The organism is Paenibacillus sp. L3-i20, assembly GCF_022180385.2.
Taxonomy (GTDB): Bacteria; Bacillota; Bacilli; order Paenibacillales; family Paenibacillaceae; genus Pristimantibacillus.
The window spans coordinates 304,708-327,829 of the sequence record NZ_BQME02000001.1; the positions used below are offsets into that span (position 1 = coordinate 304,708).

The window sequence follows — 23,122 nt, forward strand, 5'->3', positions numbered from 1 at the left end:
TACATTAAGCGCTTACCAACCATAATCATATTGGCATCGGTTTCATCGATTTATAGCATCAATAAGAAAGTTCATATAGTTACGAGGGAAAGCACTAGCAGATGCATGTTTTTTTCTTCGTTCCAGTCTTCCCCATTGCTTGAGCTTTATCGATATAATCCAAGGCGAGAGGCACCTTACATGCTGTATTTCCGACATTCACATGCACCTTACCTATCACTTCCGAAATCTCCCTTGCCTCATCCTGCAATTGCAATATATAGACACCTACAGTTATTACAAACGTATTCATCGTATACTTTACTCTGTTTTGCTCGTGATGAATATCTCTTTTAATTCGTTCTAATAAACCTCGAATTTCTATCATGTCGAGCTTCTCATCCTGCGTTATCGAAATGTAGCCCCCATATGTACTCCATCCACAACTAGCGACCATTTCATTCGGAGAATCAATCCATTCCAGTGCTAGTTCCCTAGCAAATGGACTCTCGGCAGCGACACCAGACACTGTATACTCAGCGAGTGAATACCAATATGCCTCTTTGACCCATTGTTGCAGCAGCTCTTTGGATGTAAGCTTTGGATTAATACTAATCCCAGCTAAATACATTGCATCAGAGTTACCTGTCGCATATAGACGCTCTGCTAACGCTTGATCCTTTTTGACGAATTTCACTAATTTCTTTAGATCACCGATTTTGACTCCAAATAGAGGCTCCATTGCGCCATGTCTCATGAAAGTTCCTTTTGTCTGCTCTGTACCTAGCCGCTCAAGCTCTTGCATGATTTCATCGTATGTCACAACAAACACCTCCACTCGGATTACTGTGATTTTATGTTAATTATTGGTATTTAATTAGCGTTTCTCGTCAATTCTACTAGCGTCCTAACCATTACTCCTGTTGCACCTTTTGGTTCCCATCCTCTGGATGACTCTATCCAAGCCGTTCCGCCAATATCTAAATGTACCCACGGAAGATCTTCAGCAAAGTGGCCAATGAATAAACCGCCTATACTTGCGCCCCCGTAACTGCTTCCTGCATTTTTTAAGTCTGCAGCATCACTTTTGAGAGCCTTTTTAAAAGCCGGATAAGTAGGTAGCGGCCATACTTGCTCACCTGACTTCTCCGATGCTTGAATCACTTCACTCATAAGTTGATCATTGTTGGTAACTGCACCTGTCGCCTCATAACCTAGCGTTATCATTACTGCTCCTGTTAAAGTAGCCACGTCAACGAGCTTCGTTGCTCCTCTGCGAATAGCAGTTGTCAGTCCGTCAGCAAGAACGATTCTGCCCTCTGCATCTGTATTCACTACTTCTACTGTGTATCCGCTCATTGTCCGAATAACATCCCCTGGCTTGTATGCCCGATCAGACGGCATATTTTCAGCAGTAGGAATAACTGCAATAAGATTGACCTGTGCCTTAAGCTCAGCAATTGCCTTTACTGCACCAAGTACAGCAGCTGCACCGCCCATGTCGGAGATCATTTCCTCCATGCCAGGAGCCTTTTTGAGTGAAATACCACCAGTATCAAAAGTAATGCCCTTACCGATCAATCCCCATGTCTCTGAAGATTCAGGGGCCCCTTTATAATGAATGACGATCATTCTTGGAGGATTAATACTGCCTTGTCCAACAGCAAGTAAGCCGCCCATTCCTTGTTCTGTTGCTGTCCACTCATCGATAACTTCGATTTCGAGATCATGTGTATTTGCAAGCTCTTCAGCATGGAACGCTAGACGTTCCGGCGTAAGATCGTTACCTGGCAAGTTCGTTAAATCGCGAGCATAACCAACACCATCAGCAATGATTTGGCCACGAACAATACCTTGCTCCCACACTAACTTATCTCCATGCTTCTCTTCGAATCCCTCTTCTGGTTTAAAAGTAACAGCTTCGAGTAAAAAACGCTCAGCCATCTCTTTCTTAAGCGGTTTTCTATCGTGAAGTGCTAATAGGAATCCCTCTGTCAACGCTTGTGCTACTGCATCGGCACCTTTATCTGTAATATCTTGACCAATAACTGTTGACTGTAGCAGCACTTCTGCTCCTTTAACTCGAATACTCTTCAAAGCTTTTGCCGCCGCAGCCGCCGCTCTTCTCAAACCATCTAAACCAGAACCAGCCTTGTAACCAACAAACACTATGTATGGCACCTCAAACAATCCAAAAGTAGGCAGTACCTCAGTCTGCTCTGGTTTTGCTTGAAATATTTCTTTCGTATAGCTGCTTCTTAATCTCGCATCAATCTCTGACTGAACAATAAGATTTGCAGAGACACCGCTTCCCTTTAATTGTTCCTCCGTAATGAATCGGACCAATGCTTCCGGCATTTGACCGCCGCTTCTAGCCCCGTATATAAATGATGTTGCCATCTTTCATCCCTCGCTTTCCCCAAATGAAAAAAATCGGGGCAATAGACCCCGATTCGATTCTAAACGTTTATTCAGCTAATGGCAAATAGATGATAAATTTTGTACCGCTTCCAACTTCGCTGTCGACACGAATCGTCCCGCCATGGTTGCGAATGATACGATAGCTAACGGATAAGCCAAGTCCAGTACCCTCTTGCTTCGTCGTGAAAAAGGGATCAAACAGCTTGCCCATCGTCGTCTTGTCAATGCCTTTTCCATTATCCTTTATAAGCACTTCAGCATATTGTCCATTAACAGTTAATACGATATCAATTCGGCCTCTTCGCTCGGATTGAACTTCTTCGACTGCATCTAGGGAGTTTTTAACAATGTTGAGGATGACTTGCTTCACTTGCTTAATATCGATAGACACGAGCGCTTTGGAATGATACGATTCCATTGATATTTCGCAATTCCGAAGTAAAGCTTCACTCTCTGTTAGCATAACAACTTCCCGAATAAGATGTTCAATTGAAGTAGACTGTTTCATTGGTGCTGACGGCTTCGACGAATTAAGAAATTCATAAATGATATCATTAGCCCGATCTATTTCTGTCAAAATAATGCGTGCATACTCTTCCTTGCCTACTTCGAGCAAGTATGGCCTTAAAAGTTGAATAAAACCTCGTATGCTTGTTAACGGATTACGAATCTCATGAGCAATCGCTGCAGCAATTTTCCCTAGCATTGCGAGTTTATCATTTTGCATAGCACTTTGCTCGATCTGCTTATACTCCGAAACATCCTTTACACTAAATAGAAAGTCACCATCAAGTTGATCACCATAAGTCACTGTTGCTAATAAATGTTTGCCGTCTTTATGTTGAAACTCGTAGTAGCGGTTTCTTTTCAAAAAAATCTCTCTATAAAGCCTTAGTATCGTTCGTCTCGTTTGAATATTTAACTTTCGATGGAGCAATATTTGTTTTATATTGCGACCTGCAAGCGTTTTCCGTGGAATATCCAGCACCTTCGCCATTTGTACATTAATAAATAGCAGAAAACCATCACTATCAAATAATGCGATTCCACTATCTAAATGCTGTAGTATATTTTCATATTTATTTTTCTCTTCTTCAAATGATCGGCTGGAGCGGACAATCTTTTCACGAATTTCAGTTATTTTTCGATCGACTGGCAACTCAACAATTTCTCCAGCGGCATCTACTTCTAATTTGAAACGGGAAGCAACCATCAGCTCCATCAAAAATACAAATGAGCGATGGTATAATTGAATAGCATCTTTCGTTTCAACATTAGCAGCTAAAGCTTGTATGCACTCTTCATGAACGGCGATGATCTCTTCGTAATTAAGGCCATATAGTTGTTTCCCCAGTTCATTAGCTTGAATAAGCGATGCTTCCTTACCGCCCCGTATATATTCGGCAAGCGCCGGGAAATAACGCTTTCGAATGGCCTGCATCTACTATTCCTCCCCGGCAAACACTATAGATAATGAAATATATTTCACTCTCTTCTAATCATAGGTTTACTTTACAAAGGCTGTCAATCGGAAATCCTGTCGAAATATGCGCTGCAAATAGTCGAAAATACTCGATTATTTTAAATGGAACAGAAGCTGTTCTGCGCACAAGACCGGGACTTATATACCAGTGGATAGCATTTTTTTCAATCACGATCCTTTTCTGAATCGTCATCATTATCACTTCCGTCACCTTCATCATTACGTTCATGCTCGTGATTTTCGTCTCGTTTGTCGTCATCGTCATCATCCCGCTCCCGATGATCAACTCCGCCTTCTCCCTTTTGACCGCTGTTATGTTTTTTTTCATCATCACTATGGGTTTCATCGTCATCATCGTCACGTTCATTATTTTTGTCATCATCGTTGTCATTTTTTCGTTCATCGTCGTCTTTATTACGATCATTATTATCGTCTTCATCACGATCATTATCATCAACGTCTTCATCACGATCATTATTATCGTTGTCTTTATCACGTTCATCATTACGGTCATCGTCACCGTCATTATCCCGATCATCGTCACGATCATCATCGTCTTTGCTCTCATTTGACGAGTCTTTCGGCTTTCCTGTTGGTTTAACTGATTTATCTTTTGAATGATTATGTTTGTCTTTACTTACATTCGTGTCCTTGTCTCTATCCTTGTTTCCCTTCCAACCACTATTACCTCGATTATCATTATCGTCATCATCTTTTTCATCATAGTCATGGTCATCGTCATCTTCATCACGATCATTTCCCCCATGATGCTGACTCGGTTTCGTCGTTGGCCTCGGAGTAGGCTTCGGTGTCGGTTTCAATGTTGGTTTCAATGAAGGATTTGCAGTTGGAGGTGTTGTTGGCTTTTTAGTTGGTTGCTCTGCACTTCCATTATCAGTTGGTTTTACCGACTTCTCTTTCCCCTTATTTTCTATTTCTTCTGCAAGCAATTGCTGCAACATTTGCTTTGTAGAAATGTCGTCCTTATTTTCGACATTTTTTTTGACACCACCAATCGGCTCCATAATGGAGTCAATTGACTGATCTTTCATTTTTTCCAACGTTAGATCGTAACCTTCATTTTTTGCTACTAAGTAGGCTGCAAATTTCCCGGCCGATATTCCATTCGCATCTGCTTCTTCTCTTAACTCTTCAGGGATGGCTAATGTTGTAATAGAAATTTTACTTGTTGTTGAGGAATGATCTGTCAGCCAGCTTTGCAGCTCCCGATCCAGCTTCTTCGTCATTACTGACTCAAAATCTGTATCCAACTGCTCCTGTCCACCCAGCACCATACTTGCTATAAAAATATCTTCGTGAGTGGAATCGAGATAATGAGTCTTTCTAGCTTCCTCCAAAATAGACGCAGCAACCCTTTCCACTTTGACTGCTTTGTAACGGATTCCCGCAATAATCTTTTCCCCATCTTCATTTAAAGCTCGCAATTCACGAACTCTCTCATCCTTATCCACACCAATCTCTACACTCGGATTAATATCTATCGTGAGATAAGCAACAACGGGATTCGACCCTATTAACGAATAGGCAAGGCCCGCAAACAGCAATATACAGAGCATAGCTGCCGCCCCAGCATATCGATAAATGGATCTATTTAATCGCCTTGGCCTCGCGATTTCGTCTTCAAAAGCAATTTCTTCACCGATCTCAGGCGAGCCTTGAATGGGAGCTCGAACAAATTGACCATCTGCCGTCATTACTACAGCATGTTTTTTATCGATACTTACTACAACTCCACGCTTCATTGGCTCACCTCCTTGCTGCTTATCGTTTGATCACTTCTGATACGTAAATAATCGTTCATATAGGGATAAGCACCTGTCATAATAATGGCAATTGCAATAATGTATTTCCGATTTCGTTCAATCGTTTTTCGAGAAACAGCACATGCAAGAATGAGCTCTTTTATAGGCATTCTCCCAGTCTGTCTTAATACTTCTAACAGATTCGCATCAGCTGCCAGCGTCCCTGCGATCCCGATCAACATCATTCTGGAATCAGCGTGTTTAGGTGAAAGCTCGACCAGTTCAGCAAAAGTAATGCCGTATTTCCCTAACTCTTGGCTAAGCTCAGCAATCTCCATTTTTCTTTCAGTATCAGCACGATTTGTTTCGTGCGCAGCCATTGCTTGTTTCGTATCCAAAACGTTATAGGTTGATTGATCCTCAGCTTCTGAATCAAACATACTATACGGAACGACTTGCAAATGCCTTTGCTCTTTTCGGACATGATCAATAAGCCGACGTTGAATGACGGTTTTCGCAAATCCTAGAAATGACTTTCCTGCATCACTATCAAAATGATTGATTGCTTCATTAAATGCAAGCATAGCTACACTAAACTCATCGTCACTTCCAGGTTCGATATACCGTTTACAAAATCCGCTTGTTACTTTAGCTATGTATGGGGAATATTCAGCGATAAATTGCTCGCGTAAATGTTCTTCGCCTTGTCTAATTTTTATAATATATTGCTCTGGCGCAAGCTTAGGTTCTGATGATTCAGCTTCATTAGGAACCCATTTACGCAGAAACCGCTTAAATAGGATCAGCAACAACTGCTCCACCTCGCTACTTATAATTTCGTAAATGTTATATCCCTTTCCGGGGGTACACATTAAAATAATTTCATTTTCTTTTGAAGTTAACAACAGAAAAGCCTCCGCAAGGGAGGCTTGATAGTTCCCATATTATTATACTGAAGATCGACCTCGCATAAGTTTATTCCGCCTGCTATTTAGAATGCCTAGTCGTTTTTTTAGTACGAGCTGCCATTCCTTATCGTCAATCTGTTTGGCAAATGCAAGCAAATCAAGCGCCATATCGATCTGGTTACGCACAACTTCGAGTGGTTCTTCATTTTCATGATTAACACAGTTTTCAAGAAGCTCGTGATCCTCTTGCTCAACATAATCTACAAAATCCACTTCGGCTGCACCGTCTCCATGAGCATAATCAGCTAAAATATCATACTCTTGTTGGGCCAAATAATGAATGTCTACTTGATGGCAGACAGGACAAAACAGTATCGGCACATTGTGAATATGTGTTCGATAATGCTTTAGCGTCCCTTTAGTTCCAATCATACTGGCTCCACAGCAAAAGCTCATGTTGACACTCTCCTTACTTTATAAGCATTCGCTTAAGGTTTGTTCGAGTCAAACCACTTCGGTAAGTATTGCCTTAATTTATTATGTATTCGCTGCAAAAGCAGTAAATTCCTGCCCTCTAGCTATTTATTAATATTTCTTAATTGTATTAATTTGACACCACAAACGAAGAAGAGACAAACTCCCACATCCGAAGATGAGAAGTTTGTCCCTTTTTTTATATTTAAACGCCTTATTTGTCGTAAAAAATTACTTCGAAACCAAATGACTTTGGCCGGGTTTCCAGTTAATTGGGCATAGCCCGCCGGATTGAAGCGCTTGTAATACACGTTGTGTTTCTTCAACACTGCGACCAACGTTGTTATGATTAACAACTTGGCACTTCACTTCACCTTCTGGATCGATGATGAATAGACCGCGAAGCGCGATACCTTCTTCTTCGATCAGCACGCCGTAATCACGAGCAACGCTCTTCGTGATATCAGCAGCTAGGGGGAAGTTCAATTGACCAAGACCGTTATCGTTTACAGGTGTATTGATCCATGCACGGTGACTATGTTTACTATCAACACTTACTCCGAGAATTTCAGTGTCAAGCTTCTTAAACTCTTCAGCAACTGCACTTAGTGCTGTAATTTCAGTTGGACATACAAATGTAAAATCGAGTGGATAGAAGAACAACACCAACCATTTTCCCTTGTAATCTGCAAGTGATGCGGAACCAAAATCTTGACCGTTTCCTGTTGCTGTTTCCATAGTAAAATCAGGTGCCGGGCGTCCTACCAAACGTTCTGCCATGATCAAACTCCTCCTTATTCTATCCCAAAAATGCTATTGTGATTTTCGATTCATAGGTGTCTCTCTAGTAAAAAATAGTATCATTCACCCATAATAAAGTCAATATTACATCAATTACCTTATTGGAATGGTTATAATTAGGATATCATTTGACTCGTAAGCTAGTAATCTATTCGTGCTGAATTATTTTTTCATAGCAGTTACAATAAGATCTCCCATAGCTTCTGTTCCGATTGCTTTGCTCTTATCCACTGCGATATCACCTGTACGGTGTCCAGCATCAAGCGTTTCTTTAACCGCATCTTCAATCGATTTTGCAGCATCATGATATCCGAAAGTTAGACGGAACATAAGCGCTACAGATAGGATTGTAGCTATTGGATTAGAAATACCTTGACCCGCGATATCAGGCGCTGAACCGTGAACCGGCTCGTACAGGCCAAAGCTGCCTTCACCTAGTGAAGCAGAGGACAACATACCAATTGAACCAGTCAACATAGCCGCTTCATCACTAAGAATGTCTCCAAACATATTTTCTGTAACGATAACATCGAAACTTGATGGACGACGAAGCAATTGCATTGCACAGTTGTCTACCAAAATATGCTCTAGCTCTACTTCTGGATACTCAACAGCAACCCGGTTTACTACTTCTCTCCATAGACGGGAAGTTTCAAGCACGTTTGCCTTATCAACCGAAGCTAGGCGTTTATCGCGTGTCATCGCAATATCAAATGCTTGGCGAGCAATACGCTCAACCTCATTTACATTATATACACATGTATCTACTGCTTCTTCTCCGTTTGCACCTTCACGACGGAATTTCTCTCCGAAGTAAATACCTCCAGTAAGCTCACGAACTACGATAAGATCAGTTCCTTCAAGTACTTCAGGCTTAAGCGTTGAAGCTTCCTTTAGACAGTCAAATACAGTTGCTGGACGAATATTAGAGAACAATCCTAGCGCTTTCCGAATGCCTAACAAGCCAGTTTCTGGACGAAGTTCCTTAGAGTTGTTATCCCATTTTGGTCCGCCGACAGCACCTAACAATACAGCATCAGCCTTTTGGCAAAGCTCAAGCGTTTCTTGCGGAAGCGGAGTTCCTTTTTCATCTATCGCAATTCCGCCGAACAGTCCATCTGCTGTTTCGAATTGGTATCCGAATAGTTCTTCCGTTCTTTTTAATACCTTTAGTGCTTCTCCAACGACTTCAGGTCCGATTCCGTCGCCGCCAAGAACTGCAATTTTTTTCACTTCTGACATATTATTTTAACACTCCTCTATATCATTCTCAGTCTATTATCATTTGTACCATAAAAGCTAGCTTTATACAAAGATATAAAATCTATGAACTTTATAGTTAATAACTATAACGCTATTAAAAAAAACAGCATAGCATTGGACGTAGTCCTGCCGTGCTGTTATTGGTTGCCTAATTATTTCGTTTATCAACTAAATAAGACTCATTTTATCGCGTTTGCTAGGCGATTTGCTTTTATCAAGTAATCGATTAACCGCATCGAGATAAGCTCTTGCACTTGCTTCCAAAATATCAGTACTGAGCCCGCGTCCCTGTGCCGAAATATCATCTTGTTTCAAGATGACATGAACTTCACCTAGCGCGTCTTTACCTTGAGAAACCGATTTAATCGAATAATCCTCAAGCTCAACGGTTTCTTTCGTCGCTTGATCAATAGCGTTATAGATTGCGTCAACTGAGCCATTTCCTTCAGCAGACTCTTCACGAATCTCGCCATCAACCGTACGAATACGTACAGACGCATGTGGCGTCGATTGATTGCCATAGCTCACTTGAATCGTCTCAAGCGTAAATATTTCCGGCGTATCGATTAGCTTCTCTTCCAGCATTGCACGTATATCGCTATCAACAACCGTTTTTTTGCGATCTGCCAAATCTTTGAACTTCGCGAAAGCTGTGTTGACCGCTTCATCTTCCAGTTCGTATCCGAGATCAATTAACTTCTCTCTGAACGCATGACGACCAGAATGTTTACCTAAAACTAGCTTCGATTCCTTCAAGCCGATCGTGTCTGGAGAAATTATTTCATAAGTCGTCTTCTCCTTCAACATACCATCTTGATGAATGCCCGATTCATGAGCAAAAGCATTGGCTCCAACTATTGCCTTATTCCCCGGAATAACCATACCAGTTAATTTACTTACTAGTCGGCTCGTCTTAGCAATTTCCTTCAAATTCAGCGTAGTATGCGCTCCAAAATAATCAGGGCGTGTAGCAAGTGCCATCGCAATTTCTTCAATTGCAGTGTTACCAGCACGTTCTCCGATGCCGTTAATCGTTCCTTCTATTTGGTCAGCACCATTCAAAATTGCGGCTAGTGCATTCGCCGTTGCCATACCAAGATCGTCATGACAGTGCGCACTTAGTTGGATTTTTTCTATGTTAGGTACATTTTCTTTCAACGTCTTAAAAATGTTACCAAATTCTTGCGGGTTCATATAACCAACAGTATCTGGGATATTTACAACTGTCGCACCAGCCTTAATAGCCATATCTGTTACTTTGCAAAGGAAGTCCAGCTCCGTACGGCCTGCATCCTCTGGAGAAAATTCGATTTTGTCAAAATATTGCTTTGCATATCGAATTGCACGATCAGCTGCTTCCAGCACCTCGTCCTTCTCCATACGCAGCTTATGTTTACGATGTATAGGACTTGTCGCTAAAAACAAGTGAATACAAGGATCTTGTGCACCCTTCAGTGCTTCGCGTACAGCGTCAATATCTGTCTCGCGAGAGCGAGATAAACCGATTACTGTTGCGTTCTTAACTGCCCTTGCAACTGCGTTAACAGCAGCAAGATCGCCTGGAGAAGCTGCTGGGAAACCTGCCTCGATCCGATCGACACCCAATTTTTCCAACTGAAGAGCAATTTCAACCTTTTCCTTCGTGTTCAGGTTCACACCTGGTGATTGCTCACCATCTCGAAGCGTTGTATCGAAAATATAAATTTTCCGCATTTCAGCACTGCACCTCCGTGAACAGAATGATCCCGATACACACGGGGATTACATATGCCATTGCTCGTAAGCAATGGCATACGCTCCGGTGGATCGGGATTAAGTTGATCTTCTAAAAACTATTATATGCGAATAATTGCTATTATTTCTTAATCCAGTGCATTAGCTCACGAAGTTGAGCTCCTGTTTGCTCGATTGGATGTGCAGCTTCATTACGGCGAGTAGCCGTAAGCATTGCGCGGCCGGATTGGTTCTCAAGAATAAAGTCACGTGCGAAACGGCCGGATTGGATATCTTCCAAAACACGTTTCATTTCTTTTTTCGTTTCTTCCGTTACGATACGAGGACCAGTTACATAGTCACCATATTCAGCTGTATTGGAGATGGAATCACGCATTTTAGCCATTCCGCCTTCATACATCAAGTCAACGATAAGTTTCAGTTCATGCAAACACTCGAAGTAAGCCATCTCTGGAGCGTAACCTGCTTCAACAAGAGTTTCGAAACCAGCTTTAACTAGTGCAGTTGCACCGCCGCAAAGTACTGCTTGCTCGCCGAATAGATCTGTTTCTGTCTCTTCTTTGAAAGAAGTTTCAATAACTCCTGCGCGTGTACAACCGATACCTTTTGCATAAGCAAGACCGATAGCCTTTGCTTTGCCAGTAGCATCTTGGTGGATAGCGATCAAACCAGGAACGCCGAAGCCTTCTTGGTATGTACGGCGAACCATGTGTCCTGGTGATTTAGGAGCTACAAGGAATACGTCTTTGTCTGCACTTGGTACGATTTGTCCATAGTGAATGTTGAAACCATGGGAGAACATCAAAGCCGCACCTTGCTTAAGGTTTGGTTCGATCTCTTCATTGTATACTTTCGCTTGCGTCTCATCCGGGAGCAAGATTTGTACGACATCTGCAACTTTAGTTGCTTCTGCAACTGTCAATACTTCGAAGCCGTCCTTCTTAGCAACATCCGCCGATTTACCAGGGCGAAGACCAATAACTACTTTTAGACCACTGTCACGAAGATTTTGCGCTTGCGCGTGGCCTTGGCTGCCGTAACCGATTACTGCGATCGTTTTACCTTGAAGCACGCCTTGATCAGCGTCTTTTTCATAGTACATTGTAACTGCCATAATAATAATTGCCTCCTTTGATTTAACCCTTTTGAGCGGGTGCTTAAGGGGAGAATCGAGATCCTACTAAGGTTCCCCTCTTAAACTCCCGCTCAAAGCGGGATGTTGAAATATTATGAATATAATAGATAAATCAATGATAACTTATTGCTTTACGTTACCACGGTTAAGCGCAGTTACGCCAGTGCGTGAAAGTTCACGGATGCCATAAGGCTTAAGAAGCTCTACCATTGCGTCAATTTTCTCCGTATCACCTACAACCTGAACCATAAGCGAATGAGTGCCAATATCGACTACTGCTGCTCGGAAAGTCTCAACGACACCAAGTACTTCGGGACGAGTCGCAGGTTCTGCGTGTACTTTAATGAGTGCAAGTTCGCGTCCTACCATTGCATTTGCACTTAAGTTTATTACTTTAATAACATCGATAAGCTTGTACAGTTGCTTCGTAATTTGTTCTAACGTATGATCATCGCCAGAAGTGACGATGACCATACGCGACAAACCTTGCTCTTCGCTCGTACCAACTGTAATACTTTCAATATTGAAGCCACGGCGCCCGAACAAGCCGGATACACGCTGCAGAACGCCGGGCTGATCGTTCACAATAACTGCGATCGTATGCTTCTTCATTCTGCATCCCCCATGATCATTTGATCGATGGTGCTACCTTGCGCGACCATCGGGTAGACATTCTCGTCTCTGCGAACGACGAATTCTACAACTGCTGGACCAGGATGACTGAGAGCTGCCTCCCATGCCTCACGTGCTTCAGCTTTGTTAGACGCTCGGAAACCTTTGACACCATATGCTTCAGATAACTTAACGAAATCCGGGCTACCCGCTAGATCAATATGACTGAATCTGTTCTCATGAATGAGCTCCTGCCATTGTCTAACCATTCCAAGTACTTGATTGTTCAAAATAACAACCTTAACTGGGATATTGTTGATCGCACAGATCGCAAGCTCTTGTGCACACATCTGCATGCCGCCATCGCCGTTAATCGATACTACAACTCGGTCAGGATTGGCCATCTGAGCACCAATTGCTGATGGAAATCCAAAGCCCATCGTGCCAAGACCACCAGATGTTACCCATGAACGAGGTTTATTAAATGTATAATATTGCGCAGCCCACATTTGATGTTGGCCTACGTCAGTCGTTACAATCGCATCTCCGTTAGTTGTTTCATGAATCATTTCCACAACCCACTGAGGTTTTAGTTCAACTTCGGAATCGATATATTTGAATGGGTGCTTCGCTTTGGACGCTTGAATATGCGCTCTCCACTCATCGGCATTGTCTGCCCGTACTGCCATTTTATTCACCAAGCCTAGAACGGTTTTTACATCCCCAACAATTGGAATGTCTGTCGGAACGTTTTTGCCGATCTCTGCCGGATCGATATCAATGTGCACAATCTTTGCAAGTGGTGCGAAACCCGCTAGCTTACCAGTTACCCGGTCATCGAAGCGTGCTCCGATATTGATGAGGAGATCCGCTGTTTGCAAGGAAGTGTTCGCTGTGAAAGTTCCGTGCATGCCTGGCATACCTAGCCACAGATCGTTGCCACTTGGGAACCCACCAAGACCAAGAAGTGTTGTCGTTACTGGAATTTGCGTCTTCGTTACGAATTCAAGCAACTCTTCATGAGCACCTGAGTATACAACGCCGCCGCCAGCAAGAATGATTGGCTTCTTCGCTTCGGAAATCGCTTTGATCATTTTGTCGAGCTGCAGTTTATTCGGGTTAACTGTAGGGTTATAACCACGAATGCTTACTTCTGTTACCGGCTTAAAAAGAGTTTTCGCAGCAGATACATCTTTAGGAATATCGATTAGAACTGGACCTTTACGTCCAGTATTCGCAATATGGAACGCCTCATGGATTACACGAGATAAGTCGTTTACGTCACGAACCAGATAACTATGTTTCGTTATTGGCATCGTAATACCAGTAATATCCGCCTCTTGGAACGCATCTGTTCCAATTAATGTGGACATAACATTTCCTGTTATTACAACCATTGGTACTGAATCCATAAACGCTGTAGCAATACCCGTTACAAGATTAGTCGCTCCAGGACCCGATGTCGCAATACAAACACCTACTTTGCCGCTAGCGCGGGCGTAGCCGTCAGCCGCATGAATCGCTCCTTGCTCATGTCTAGTAAGCAAGTGGTTGAAATCAGGGTTACCGTGCATCGCATCGTAAATATACAATACTGCTCCGCCCGGATATCCAAATACGCAATCAACACCTTCAAGTAAAAGACTACGCAGCAAAATTTCTGAACCAGATAATACCTCAGGCTTCGAGAGCCTCTCGATTAATTCCTCTTTCGACTTAAGTGTTGCACCTTGCGTTGCCATCAGTCGTCCTCCTCTCAAGAAAAACAAAAAAACCTTTCAATCCCTCAGCTAAATAATAAGCTGAAAGGGACGAAAGGTTTAGCTTCCGTGGTACCACCCAATTTCGTTATACATCTCCCGATGTATAACCTCCATAGGTAAGAACGCTGTGCACATATCGACGTTCTACCATTGGCACTTTAACGCTTGCCTTGCGATGCTCCCTAATACGCAACTTCGTTGCTTTTCAGGAGGATAGCTCCGAGGTGAGCTCGTAGAAAAGGGATTTTGGCGTAGGTTGCAGCTAATCCGTACGCTCTCTGAGCAAAAGGGCCCTTAACACTTCGTCCTCATCAATGCCGATTTATATGACTTTTCATTATTATATGCCGATTCAGTTTATTCGTCAAGAACCATAAAATCCGAATCTTGCCAAACGTCTTCTCGTCGCATATCTTCATTCTTGCTCATATACTATTGTAGCCTAAGAAGGCAATCTCATGCAGAGCGGTTTAATGAACGTCGCTCAGGATTGGAAGGATACTTATGATTCGTGCTCGAAAATCTAGAACTGACGACAATGAGCTTGTTCGCCTTGTACGTACGGAGCTTATTCCAATGTCTTATACTACCCGTCCACATGATGCTCACACGATCGGAGAAATCCCGAAACAGTTCCGCCGAGGAGTCACATATGTAGCAACTAGATCTAAGTTCGGACCTCCAGTAGCTTTTGTTCATTTCGAAGTCATTGAAGCGACGCTCTCTGTTGACATGCTTGTTACTCATCCAGAACATCGGGGGTTCCGCTTTGGCACTACCTTAATGGCTCATGCCGAGGCCTACGGCAGAGCTCATCATTGCCACATTGTCCGTTTGCTCATAGATCGGATCAATACCAGAGCTCAGCATTTCTACCATAAGCTTGGTTATCAGACCGTCCAATTCTACCCGGATCTTCAATGTTATGAGTTGCAAAAGCCGTTAGCCCCGTCATCAGCATCTAATTATTGCTAGTTACTGGTTAAAAGAATCCGCGATTGTTAGGTCCAAAATTGCCATTTCCACCGCAGCCGCAGTTGTCAAATCCACATCCGCAACCGCCAAAACCACCGCCGAAGCCACCACCAAAGCCTGGACCACCAAAACCACCGCCAAAGCCACCTCCGAAGCCGAAGCCACCGCCCCAGAACCCAAGCGTTCCGATAGCTAATAAATCAAACAATATTAGTGGCAGCAAAAAGAAACTTGTTTGCACCTTTTTGCCTTTCCTACTTCTTCTCGGAGCAATGATCAATTTATTTCCATGTAAACGAAGTAGTTTTCCCTTTACGACAGAACCGTCTTTTCGAACAGCATAGATGGATTTGCCGACCAGTCTCCTTACTTGCTCTCTAGATACTTTACGCATGCCAAATCCCTCCTTTCCCGTTATTCTTTACAGTATTCAGGAAAGGACTTGACTGCCTGTTTGTTTGTCCGCTCTAACGAAAAAAGGTCCTGCCTCAAGTCACGAATGACTGAAGGCAGAACCCTTTATAGAAAACAACGACTACGCGTTGATTTTTTGCTTAGCTACACCCGCAAGCGAGTTGAATGAGCTGATGTCGTTAACTGCAAGATCAGCAAGCATCTTACGGTTTACTTCAACGCCTGCAAGTTTCAAACCATGCATGAACTTGCTGTAGGACAAGCCGTTAATACGAGCTGCCGCGTTGATACGAACGATCCACAGTCTGCGGATGTCACGTTTTTTGTTGCGACGGTCGCGGTAAGCGTACATTAGAGACTTACCAACTTGCTCCTTCGCTGTTTTAAACAGACGATGTTTCGAACCGAAATAACCTTTAGCTAGCTTTAGAATTCGTTTACGACGACGAGTGCGGACAAAACCGCCTTTGACTCTTGCCATTTGTGGAAACCTCCTGTAGGTTGAAATTATTTATTTTAGATGTTAGATAGGCCTTGCTTCAAACGACGAACGTCGCCTGCTGCCATAAGCGGTTGACCCGCAAGAACGCGTTTTTGACGTCCTGATTTGTGAGAAAGCAAATGGTTTCTGTATGCTTTGTAACGTTTCACTTTACCAGTACCGGTAATTTTAAAGCGGTCTTTCAAGCTGCTGTGTGTTTTCATCTTTGGCATGTCAGTTATCCTCCTTAAGGTTGTTAATCAGTGGTTAGCTGTTGTTTTTTGGTGCCAAAATCATAATCATGCTCCGGCCTTCCAGCTTAGGAGCGCGCTCTACATTGCATATTTCGGCAACCTCTTTGGATAAACGATCAAGAATACGTTGTCCGATCGACGCATGCGTTATTTCACGTCCGCGGAAGCGAACAGAAGCTTTAACTTTATCGCCTTCGTTAAGAAACTTCACAACATTGCGGAATTTCGTCTGGTAGTCGTTCTCCTCGATGTTAGCGCGGAACCAAACTTCCTTAAGCTCAACGATCTTCTGATTTTTGCGAGCTTCTTTTTCTTTCTTTTGTTGCTCATAACGGAACTTGCCGTAATCCATAATGCGGCATACCGGCGGCTTAGCCGTAGGCGCGACGTTCACCAAGTCCAAATTAAGTTCAGTCGCAAGCTGGATCGCGTCACGAATCGATTTGATTCCGATTTGCTCTCCCTCCGCGCCAACCAAGCGCACTTCTCTGGCCCGGATCTCATCGTTGATTTGATGTTCTCTGCTAATAACGTGCCACCTCCATAGTGGAATTAAAATATTTAATGTCAAACAAAAAAATGCGGGTTCGCTCGAACCCGCATCTCATAACCGTCCATTGATTCTGCTAATGTCAATTCAACTTGGAATTGACGGCATACTCATTCGATTATCGCAAAACCAGTCAGCCAAGCCGAAAGGTGAGAAGCGGGTGCCTCTTCTTGTGCGAACATTTTCAATTGCAATACCAATAAACTATATCACAGATGATTTACAAGTGTCAACCGTCTATTTACCCTGTACTTCCTCAATTCGAACGACACGTGTATGCTGTGTATGGCTCCACGTTTTGTTGTTTTGAGTAAAGAAAGCGTAAAAAGTAATTGGCCACCAGGAAATAAGGAAAAACGGAAGTGTAAGCAAATGCATATACATCTTACGAGATTTAACTTTCTCAAGCATTAGAGCTGCTGGGAATTGCAATACTGCAGCAAGAACAGCGACTCCAACTATCCACCACGGCAAAGAGCTGTAAATGGAATGGAAAACATCTGGAGCAGGTACTGCAACGTCAATCCATAAAACTACAGTTAGCACAAAACCGAGCAATGTATTGTAAACCGAAACCGTATAGATTGCCGCATCAAATTTAACTATATTACGTTCCTTGATACTTGCCCATAGAAGCGGGAAGAAGTAATTGCGAGCTACGTTGAAATGTCCTTGCATCCAGCGCAAGCGTTGTCTAGCAGATGCTCTGAATGTTACCGGCTTCTCATCAAACACTTTTGCATCATAGTTTAAAATTGGATATACGCCTCTTTGTACACAGCGCATCGAGAACTCCAAATCCTCAACCAGGCTTGTTGCACCCCAGCCCATGTCCTTAAGCAAATTAGATTCAAAGCACATACCCGTTCCACCAAGGAAGTTGCTCATCTTCAGATTCGTTCTGGATAGCTGCCACAAACGATTGCAATACCAATAAGTGATTGCGTATGCAGCCGTAATCCATGAATCATCTGGATTTTTTGTATCTAAGTATCCTTGAATAACTTGATGTCCCTCGCACAAATCATCATTCATAAGCTGTAGGAAATCAGGATTTACCAAGTTGTCAGCGTCGAACATTACGACAGCGTCGTATTGACGAGGCATGCTCCAAAGCTTCTTGAGCATCCATTCAATCGCATATCCCTTGCCACGAAGATTAGTATTTGTACGTTCACATGCTGTTACACCCATACTGCGAGAGATATCAGCTGTTTTGTCCGTGCAATTGTCACAAATAACGAGAATATCATAAAGTTCTTTTGGGTAATCCAGTTTCTTTAAATTTTCAATTAGAGCACCTACAACCTGCTCTTCATTGTGTGCAGCAACTAGGACAGCAAATGATTTCCTTGGTGCATGCCTCTTTCTGCTTTTGTTCTTCATAAACCCAAACAACGAGAGTGTAAATTGATACACCGCGATTGATATGAGCACCACTTGAAACATAATAAATACAACACTAAAGAACATATGGTACTGCCCCCTTGAAACCCCTTTTTTGTGTAGCTTGCGTCTAATCTCTTTTTTTGTAAGACCAAGCCTTCTTTGTATACAGTAAGCTGCGATGTTTGATTTACTGATTTTCCTCTGAATCCATTACTTTGTCAAAATGAGAATTAGGCTTAATTGAGCTTTATTTGGTCAGAAAAACGCTTGCATCCTCATACAAAGCTCACTTCCCCTCTGTTTGCTTCGCTTCCGTCTTATTCTCAACCATTTCCTGCATTTTTAGCACGAATGTCCTCATTTGTTTCACAACTATTAATATTTATTAATGTAATTGTCGAAATGTGTCGAATAAATTGCTTTTGCCATCGCTAACAGCTTTTCCATCCATTGTGAATTGTAATACGAACGGTAGAAGAAAGATCGAAATATTTCACTACTTAAGCAAAGGTAAAGAAAATAGAGGTGGGAAATTGACGAATTAGAATAATTTATGGGGAACAGAAAGAGAATCCTGACGAAAAAAGGCGATGCAAACTTAAGTTAGTCACCGCCTTGTCCTATGCACTACTAGTAGTAACTAATTGTCGTCTGATTCTGAATCTTCTTCTACTTGTGCTGATTCCAATCGTGCTGTCTCAAGCTTGCGAGCACGATGAACGCGAAGCGCTTCTTCACCAATAACAACTTCAACGCGATGAATCGGTTGACCTTTTTCCATAAACTTCATCTCATATTCCGTAAACACCAAATCCTCGCGCGGACCTTCTTTGTGTAAGTGTAGAGAAATATTACGCATAATTAGCTCCATATCTGCAAAGCTATTTAGTGAAAATTCGAACAAAGACTGTGAATCCGTCTTAAAGTGAATCTCTCCACGTTCGTTCAATATTTCAATATATTTGGATACAAATCGTTCATGAGTCAATCTGCGACGCGCATGTTTACCCTTAGGCCATGGATCGCTGAAATTCAAATAAACTCGCTCCAGTTCGCCCGGTGCGAACATCGTTTCGATTCCTTCAATATTTGCGCGAAGCAGCGCCAAATTCGGAGGGCTTTCTATCCCTTTTTCTGCCCATGCTAGACGAGCCTTTTCACTCCCGCGACGAAGCAACTCATCGTACATATCCACACCAACGAAATTGATGTTTGGGTTGCGAACACTCATTTGACTAATAAATCTGCCTTTTCCCATACCTAATTCTACGTAGATTGGATTATCGTTGCCGAAAAACTCACGCCATTTACCCATATGAGGGGCAGCATCCAGTACAACTAACTCAGGTTGGCTTTCCAAACTTTCTCTTATCCCTTTTCTACCTCGTAATCGCATATCATATATCTCCTTCAATTGTTGTTATACGGTGCAATATTGAATCAGTCCTTATTGTGACCAACATTGACATGATTGTAAAGCGTTTTAACGCAAAAGAAAAGCCGCTGCGTCTTAGCAAGCGGCTTACGTCTATATTTAGATGTATGTTCCTCGCATTAGCTTAATAATTGATAAGGAATAGGGGCATTATCACGATTTTCCTGCTCCCAAGTTTCCTTAAGTACAACATTCAGCTTTTTGCGGGCAGATATTTTTACTTCATGATTGGCATGGAAGTGAACCCCTGTAAGTGCCATTAGTTCCTTAACAGTAAGCTCAACAGTTACTTTTTCGTCGCCATTCGGTATTTTTGTCATATTCATTTCACATCACCCCATCGATTTATTATACAAGATTTCCATTTAATCGACTTTTCATGTGTGCGTTTTCATTATTATAATGTTAGGTTTTTTAGTTGATTTGTCGCACTTTTAATTTAACACATCATGTTAGGTTTTGCAAGCCTAATTCGATTTTCACACTTCACTATTTCCAATTTTACCAAAATCCGAACAATAGGAAACTTCCGAAAGATAAACCATGGCTTTTCGCTCTCAATTTCGATAAAATGAAGGTTGAATGTTTTGAAAGAAGGGGAATAACATAATTCAACTGGACACTTCACCACCCGAACCAATGCTTTGGGGGGATAAAAGATTTCATACATGGAATTACGAAATGCGTCAGCAATTAGGATGCAAAGTATTTAAAGTGACGTTGGATGCAGGTTTTACTTGCCCTAACCGTGATGGCTCTATTGCGAAGGGCGGTTGTACATTCTGCAGCGCCAGAGGGTCAGGAGATTTTGCCGGAAGTCGGCGTGATGATCTCGTTACGCAGTTCAATACAATTCGGGATCGCCAGCATCAGAAATGGCCAACTGCAAGCTATATCGGCTACTTCCAGGCTTACACGAATACGTATGCGCCTGTCGAAGAACTTCGAGAGTATTATGAGGAAATATTAAAGCAGCCTGGCGTTGTTGGACTATCCATTGCAACTCGTCCTGACTGTTTGCCCGATGATGTTATTGATTATTTAGCCGAATTGAATGAACGTACTTACTTATGGGTCGAGATGGGTCTGCAGACGGTTCACGAATCTACCTCGGAACTTATTAATCGCGCGCATGATACGGCCTGCTATGTAGATGCTGTACGCCGATTGCGTGAACGAAATATTAGAGTTTGCGCTCATATTATATACGGCTTGCCGCAAGAGACACATGAGATGATGCTCGATACAGGACGTGCTGTGGCTCGAATGGACGTCCAAGGCATCAAGATTCACTTGCTTCATCTCATGCGCAAGACGCCTATGGTGAAGCAATATGAAGCTGGACTGCTGCGCTTTCTGGAGCAAGATGAATACATTAAGCTCATTGTAGATTCCCTTGAATTTCTGCCGCCAGAAATGATCGTTCACCGGTTAACTGGCGACGCACCTCGCGACTTGCTTATTGGACCGATGTGGAGCCAGAAGAAATGGGAAGTACTAAACGGCATTGATTTTGAACTGCGCCGCCGCAATAGCTGGCAAGGCAAGTTCTGGCAGGCGGAGGTGTAGCGAAGTGGGTTTCCTATCTGTACTTAGCATGGCTCATAAGTGGATTGCAGAACGCACGCTTCCCGGCGATACCGTTATAGACGCTACTGCAGGCGGAGGAGTAGATACGTTAGCGCTAGCTGAACTCGTCGGGCCGAAGGGCCGTGTCTATGCCTTTGATATTCAGCAGTCAGCGCTGGATCGAACGCACGAGCGGCTAGCTCCGTTAGCTGAAAGCAGCCGACTGCCAGACGTGCAGCTTCTATTGCAAGATCATGCAACTATGAGTGGAGCAGTCGAGCCGGTTGATCGGGGTCATATAGCTGCGATTATGTTTAATCTAGGCTACTTACCTGGAGGAGACGAAAGTGTCATTACGCAGCCAAAAACGACGATTGATGCACTTCAAGCAAGTTTGACGCTGCTCCGTGCCGGAGGCATTGTTACCTGTGTTCTTTATCCAGGACATCCAGGAGGAGAACAAGAAGCGGCTGCTGTTGAGGATTGGGCTGCAGGTCTCCCACAGAATATTGCACAAGCTGTTATTTATCGTCAATTGCAACGAAAAACTGCCCCATACGTAATCTCTATTGAAAAAAGACGTTAATTGAGAGGGGACAGCCTTGTTATGGCAATTCGGAAGTTAGAGCATATTGGCATTATGGTTAAAAATATCGAAGCCTCTATTACATTTTACACAACTATACTAGGACTAGAGCATAAACAAACATCCATTCATACAAACGACATAATCAAATTAGCATTTCTATCTTTCCCTGGTCATGAAGAAACGGAAATTGAACTTATTCAAGGTTACAACGATAATTTGCCAACAGAAGGAAAAGTTCACCATATCGCCTTTACAGTCGATGACATCGAAAGTGAACTATCCCGAATTAAAGAACTGAACGTTTCGCTTCATGACACAGAAATAACTACATTGCCGAACGGCGCTCGTTATTTCTTTTTTTACGGGCCGGATGGCGAACACCTTGAGTTGTTTCAACCCGCAGCATCCCATTAATTCGTTAATATGCAATTCAACAAAAATCCTCCGTCCCCGCTAAAATAGCGGTTTCGGAGGATTTTTGTACGTTAATTCCATTAATCAGTATCTAGATTTTAACTTTTAATCCATTATCATCAATCTTATATGTAGCCTCTTGTGTGTATAAGCGGAACATTCTGCTTTCCTCATCATAAGAAGCAGCGTGCTCCCATGCTTCCTCTAATGTGTATGGATCTTCTTTTGTTAACTTATAGAAAAAGTGCATCAAAAACAATGGAATTGCTATGCCAGATACATAATCATCGGCTCCGATATAAGCAAGTGCTCCGCCTTGTAGAAATGCCTTTCCAGCACTTTCTACTCCTCCCGTGCAAGCTGCGCTAATAATAACTGTTCCTGGAAGACAAATCGCATTACCTATAGTGGATGGCAACATCACTTCATCCTCTAAGCTAGACACATCAATTTCTTCCATATACTCTCCGAATTCCAGCCCACCCTCATCACCATGAGCACTAATAAGAAGAAACTGAGGAGCGTTCTCTGTTTGCCCAATCACTTTTAAAAAATCATCTGGCGTCCCTACTTTATGTAACAACACAGACATATTTAGTTGCTCTAGCATTTCACGCATAAAGCCCGCTTCCGAGCTGTCTGCGACAGCAGCTATTGCTGCTGAAAGCTTTGGTGAAAAAAACGTTGTATCAACTGGTGACCACATCATGTATATC

24 protein-coding genes are annotated in these 23,122 nt (G+C 42.7%); 4 read left to right on the forward strand and 20 right to left on the reverse strand.

Going from position 1 to position 23,122, the window contains the following annotated elements; genetic code table 11:
* Positions 1–94: 94 nt before the first annotated feature.
* The 12 genes from MFF31_RS01450 to ilvB all read right to left on the reverse strand — a co-directional run bounded on the left by MFF31_RS01450 (position 95) and on the right by ilvB (position 14,315).
* On the reverse strand, positions 95–802 hold the full coding sequence (locus MFF31_RS01450) for a DNA alkylation repair protein (protein WP_238186403.1): 708 nt from the start codon (positions 800–802) through the stop codon (positions 95–97).
* A gap of 50 nt (positions 803–852) precedes the next feature.
* Positions 853–2,379 carry a leucyl aminopeptidase gene (locus MFF31_RS01455; RefSeq protein ID WP_238186404.1) on the reverse strand — a complete coding sequence of 509 codons (1,527 nt, stop codon included), beginning with the start codon at positions 2,377–2,379 and terminating at the stop codon, positions 853–855.
* 67 nt (positions 2,380–2,446) lie between these two features.
* A complete protein-coding gene (locus MFF31_RS01460) occupies positions 2,447–3,841 on the reverse strand; it encodes an ATP-binding protein (RefSeq protein WP_238186405.1) in 1,395 nt (464 codons plus the stop codon).
* A gap of 206 nt (positions 3,842–4,047) precedes the next feature.
* Positions 4,048–5,646 carry an anti-sigma factor domain-containing protein gene (locus tag MFF31_RS01465; protein WP_238186406.1) on the reverse strand — a complete coding sequence of 533 codons (1,599 nt, stop codon included), beginning with the start codon at positions 5,644–5,646 and terminating at the stop codon, positions 4,048–4,050.
* Positions 5,643–6,551 (reverse strand): RNA polymerase sigma factor SigI, encoded by a 909-nt coding sequence (gene sigI, locus MFF31_RS01470; protein ID WP_238186407.1) that lies wholly within the window; start codon positions 6,549–6,551, stop codon positions 5,643–5,645. The genes MFF31_RS01465 and sigI overlap by 4 nt, the downstream gene beginning before the upstream one ends.
* Positions 6,552–6,593: 42 nt before the next feature.
* Entirely contained in the window at positions 6,594–7,010 is a 417-nt protein-coding gene (locus MFF31_RS01475; protein WP_238186408.1) for a hypothetical protein, read from the reverse strand.
* Between the two features lie 249 nt (positions 7,011–7,259).
* Positions 7,260–7,808 (reverse strand): peroxiredoxin, encoded by a 549-nt coding sequence (locus MFF31_RS01480; RefSeq protein ID WP_238186409.1) that lies wholly within the window; start codon positions 7,806–7,808, stop codon positions 7,260–7,262.
* Positions 7,809–7,991: 183 nt separating this feature from the next.
* A complete protein-coding gene (gene leuB / locus MFF31_RS01485; RefSeq protein ID WP_238186410.1) occupies positions 7,992–9,071 on the reverse strand; it encodes a 3-isopropylmalate dehydrogenase in 1,080 nt (359 codons plus the stop codon).
* Between the two features lie 189 nt (positions 9,072–9,260).
* Positions 9,261–10,805: a 2-isopropylmalate synthase gene (locus tag MFF31_RS01490; RefSeq protein ID WP_238186411.1), complete on the reverse strand. Its 1,545-nt coding sequence runs from the start codon at positions 10,803–10,805 to the stop codon at positions 9,261–9,263.
* A gap of 142 nt (positions 10,806–10,947) precedes the next feature.
* Positions 10,948–11,940 carry a ketol-acid reductoisomerase gene (ilvC, locus tag MFF31_RS01495; protein WP_238186412.1) on the reverse strand — a complete coding sequence of 331 codons (993 nt, stop codon included), beginning with the start codon at positions 11,938–11,940 and terminating at the stop codon, positions 10,948–10,950.
* A 144-nt stretch (positions 11,941–12,084) separates the two neighbouring features.
* Positions 12,085–12,573, reverse strand: coding sequence for an acetolactate synthase small subunit (ilvN, locus tag MFF31_RS01500; protein WP_238186413.1), 489 nt, complete (start codon positions 12,571–12,573; stop codon positions 12,085–12,087).
* Positions 12,570–14,315, reverse strand: coding sequence for a biosynthetic-type acetolactate synthase large subunit (gene ilvB, locus MFF31_RS01505; RefSeq protein WP_238186414.1), 1,746 nt, complete (start codon positions 14,313–14,315; stop codon positions 12,570–12,572). The genes ilvN and ilvB overlap by 4 nt, the downstream gene beginning before the upstream one ends.
* 525 nt (positions 14,316–14,840) lie before the next feature.
* On the opposite strand from ilvB, the gene MFF31_RS01510 reads away from it, so the two are divergent.
* The gene (locus MFF31_RS01510; RefSeq protein WP_238186415.1) at positions 14,841–15,311 is read left to right on the forward strand and encodes a GNAT family N-acetyltransferase; all 471 of its coding nucleotides are present in this window, start codon (positions 14,841–14,843) and stop codon (positions 15,309–15,311) included.
* 7 nt (positions 15,312–15,318) lie between these two features.
* Here MFF31_RS01510 and MFF31_RS01515 read toward each other — a convergent pair whose 3' ends face one another.
* From MFF31_RS01515 to MFF31_RS01545, 7 genes are all read right to left on the reverse strand, one after another.
* Positions 15,319–15,705, reverse strand: coding sequence for a hypothetical protein (locus MFF31_RS01515; RefSeq protein ID WP_238186416.1), 387 nt, complete (start codon positions 15,703–15,705; stop codon positions 15,319–15,321).
* 141 nt (positions 15,706–15,846) lie between these two features.
* On the reverse strand, positions 15,847–16,206 hold the full coding sequence (rplT, locus tag MFF31_RS01520) for a 50S ribosomal protein L20 (RefSeq protein ID WP_197934563.1): 360 nt from the start codon (positions 16,204–16,206) through the stop codon (positions 15,847–15,849).
* Between the two features lie 35 nt (positions 16,207–16,241).
* Positions 16,242–16,439 (reverse strand): 50S ribosomal protein L35, encoded by a 198-nt coding sequence (gene rpmI, locus MFF31_RS01525; protein ID WP_238186417.1) that lies wholly within the window; start codon positions 16,437–16,439, stop codon positions 16,242–16,244.
* A 34-nt stretch (positions 16,440–16,473) separates the two neighbouring features.
* Positions 16,474–16,971, reverse strand: coding sequence for a translation initiation factor IF-3 (infC, locus tag MFF31_RS01530; protein WP_238188440.1), 498 nt, complete (start codon positions 16,969–16,971; stop codon positions 16,474–16,476).
* 276 nt (positions 16,972–17,247) lie between these two features.
* Positions 17,248–18,483: a glycosyltransferase family 2 protein gene (locus MFF31_RS01535; RefSeq protein WP_238186418.1), complete on the reverse strand. Its 1,236-nt coding sequence runs from the start codon at positions 18,481–18,483 to the stop codon at positions 17,248–17,250.
* Between the two features lie 556 nt (positions 18,484–19,039).
* On the reverse strand, positions 19,040–19,795 hold the full coding sequence (gene trmB / locus MFF31_RS01540; RefSeq protein WP_238186419.1) for a tRNA (guanosine(46)-N7)-methyltransferase TrmB: 756 nt from the start codon (positions 19,793–19,795) through the stop codon (positions 19,040–19,042).
* 158 nt (positions 19,796–19,953) lie between these two features.
* Entirely contained in the window at positions 19,954–20,160 is a 207-nt protein-coding gene (locus tag MFF31_RS01545; RefSeq protein WP_238186420.1) for a hypothetical protein, read from the reverse strand.
* 313 nt (positions 20,161–20,473) lie between these two features.
* Between MFF31_RS01545 and mnmL the strand changes: the two genes are divergently transcribed.
* The 3 genes from mnmL to MFF31_RS01560 are packed head-to-tail and all read left to right on the forward strand — an operon-like array spanning position 20,474 to position 22,406.
* Positions 20,474–21,403: a tRNA modification radical SAM protein MnmL/YtqA gene (gene mnmL / locus MFF31_RS01550; RefSeq protein WP_238186421.1), complete on the forward strand. Its 930-nt coding sequence runs from the start codon at positions 20,474–20,476 to the stop codon at positions 21,401–21,403.
* A gap of 4 nt (positions 21,404–21,407) precedes the next feature.
* Positions 21,408–21,989, forward strand: a complete 582-nt coding sequence (gene mnmM / locus MFF31_RS01555; protein WP_238186422.1) for a tRNA 5-(aminomethyl)-2-thiouridylate-methyltransferase MnmM — start codon at positions 21,408–21,410, stop codon at positions 21,987–21,989.
* A gap of 21 nt (positions 21,990–22,010) precedes the next feature.
* Positions 22,011–22,406: a VOC family protein gene (locus MFF31_RS01560; protein WP_238186423.1), complete on the forward strand. Its 396-nt coding sequence runs from the start codon at positions 22,011–22,013 to the stop codon at positions 22,404–22,406.
* A 91-nt stretch (positions 22,407–22,497) separates the two neighbouring features.
* Here MFF31_RS01560 and MFF31_RS01565 read toward each other — a convergent pair whose 3' ends face one another.
* Positions 22,498–23,115, reverse strand: a complete 618-nt coding sequence (locus MFF31_RS01565) for a hypothetical protein (RefSeq protein ID WP_238186424.1) — start codon at positions 23,113–23,115, stop codon at positions 22,498–22,500.
* Positions 23,116–23,122: the final 7 nt, after the last annotated feature.

Bases quoted from the DNA above. Each gene is read 5' to 3' on its own strand.
- MFF31_RS01455 (WP_238186404.1), bottom strand. From the start codon at position 2,379: ATGGCAACATCATTTATATACGGGGCTAGAAGCGGCGGTCAAATGCCG.
- MFF31_RS01460 (WP_238186405.1), bottom strand. From the start codon at position 3,841: ATGCAGGCCATTCGAAAGCGTTATTTCCCGGCGCTTGCCGAATATATA.
- MFF31_RS01465 (WP_238186406.1), bottom strand. From the start codon at position 5,646: ATGAAGCGTGGAGTTGTAGTAAGTATCGATAAAAAACATGCTGTAGTA.
- MFF31_RS01475 (WP_238186408.1), bottom strand. From the start codon at position 7,010: ATGAGCTTTTGCTGTGGAGCCAGTATGATTGGAACTAAAGGGACGCTA.
- MFF31_RS01480 (WP_238186409.1), bottom strand. From the start codon at position 7,808: ATGGCAGAACGTTTGGTAGGACGCCCGGCACCTGATTTTACTATGGAA.
- leuB (WP_238186410.1), bottom strand. From the start codon at position 9,071: ATGTCAGAAGTGAAAAAAATTGCAGTTCTTGGCGGCGACGGAATCGGA.
- MFF31_RS01490 (WP_238186411.1), bottom strand. From the start codon at position 10,805: ATGCGGAAAATTTATATTTTCGATACAACGCTTCGAGATGGTGAGCAA.
- ilvC (WP_238186412.1), bottom strand. From the start codon at position 11,940: ATGGCAGTTACAATGTACTATGAAAAAGACGCTGATCAAGGCGTGCTT.
- ilvN (WP_238186413.1), bottom strand. From the start codon at position 12,573: ATGAAGAAGCATACGATCGCAGTTATTGTGAACGATCAGCCCGGCGTT.
- ilvB (WP_238186414.1), bottom strand. From the start codon at position 14,315: ATGGCAACGCAAGGTGCAACACTTAAGTCGAAAGAGGAATTAATCGAG.
- MFF31_RS01510 (WP_238186415.1), top strand. From the start codon at position 14,841: ATGATTCGTGCTCGAAAATCTAGAACTGACGACAATGAGCTTGTTCGC.
- MFF31_RS01515 (WP_238186416.1), bottom strand. From the start codon at position 15,705: ATGCGTAAAGTATCTAGAGAGCAAGTAAGGAGACTGGTCGGCAAATCC.
- rplT (WP_197934563.1), bottom strand. From the start codon at position 16,206: ATGGCAAGAGTCAAAGGCGGTTTTGTCCGCACTCGTCGTCGTAAACGA.
- rpmI (WP_238186417.1), bottom strand. From the start codon at position 16,439: ATGCCAAAGATGAAAACACACAGCAGCTTGAAAGACCGCTTTAAAATT.
- MFF31_RS01535 (WP_238186418.1), bottom strand. From the start codon at position 18,483: ATGTTCTTTAGTGTTGTATTTATTATGTTTCAAGTGGTGCTCATATCA.
- trmB (WP_238186419.1), bottom strand. From the start codon at position 19,795: ATGCGATTACGAGGTAGAAAAGGGATAAGAGAAAGTTTGGAAAGCCAA.
- MFF31_RS01545 (WP_238186420.1), bottom strand. From the start codon at position 20,160: ATGAATATGACAAAAATACCGAATGGCGACGAAAAAGTAACTGTTGAG.
- mnmL (WP_238186421.1), top strand. From the start codon at position 20,474: ATGCTTTGGGGGGATAAAAGATTTCATACATGGAATTACGAAATGCGT.
- MFF31_RS01560 (WP_238186423.1), top strand. From the start codon at position 22,011: ATGGCAATTCGGAAGTTAGAGCATATTGGCATTATGGTTAAAAATATC.
- MFF31_RS01565 (WP_238186424.1), bottom strand. From the start codon at position 23,115: ATGATGTGGTCACCAGTTGATACAACGTTTTTTTCACCAAAGCTTTCA.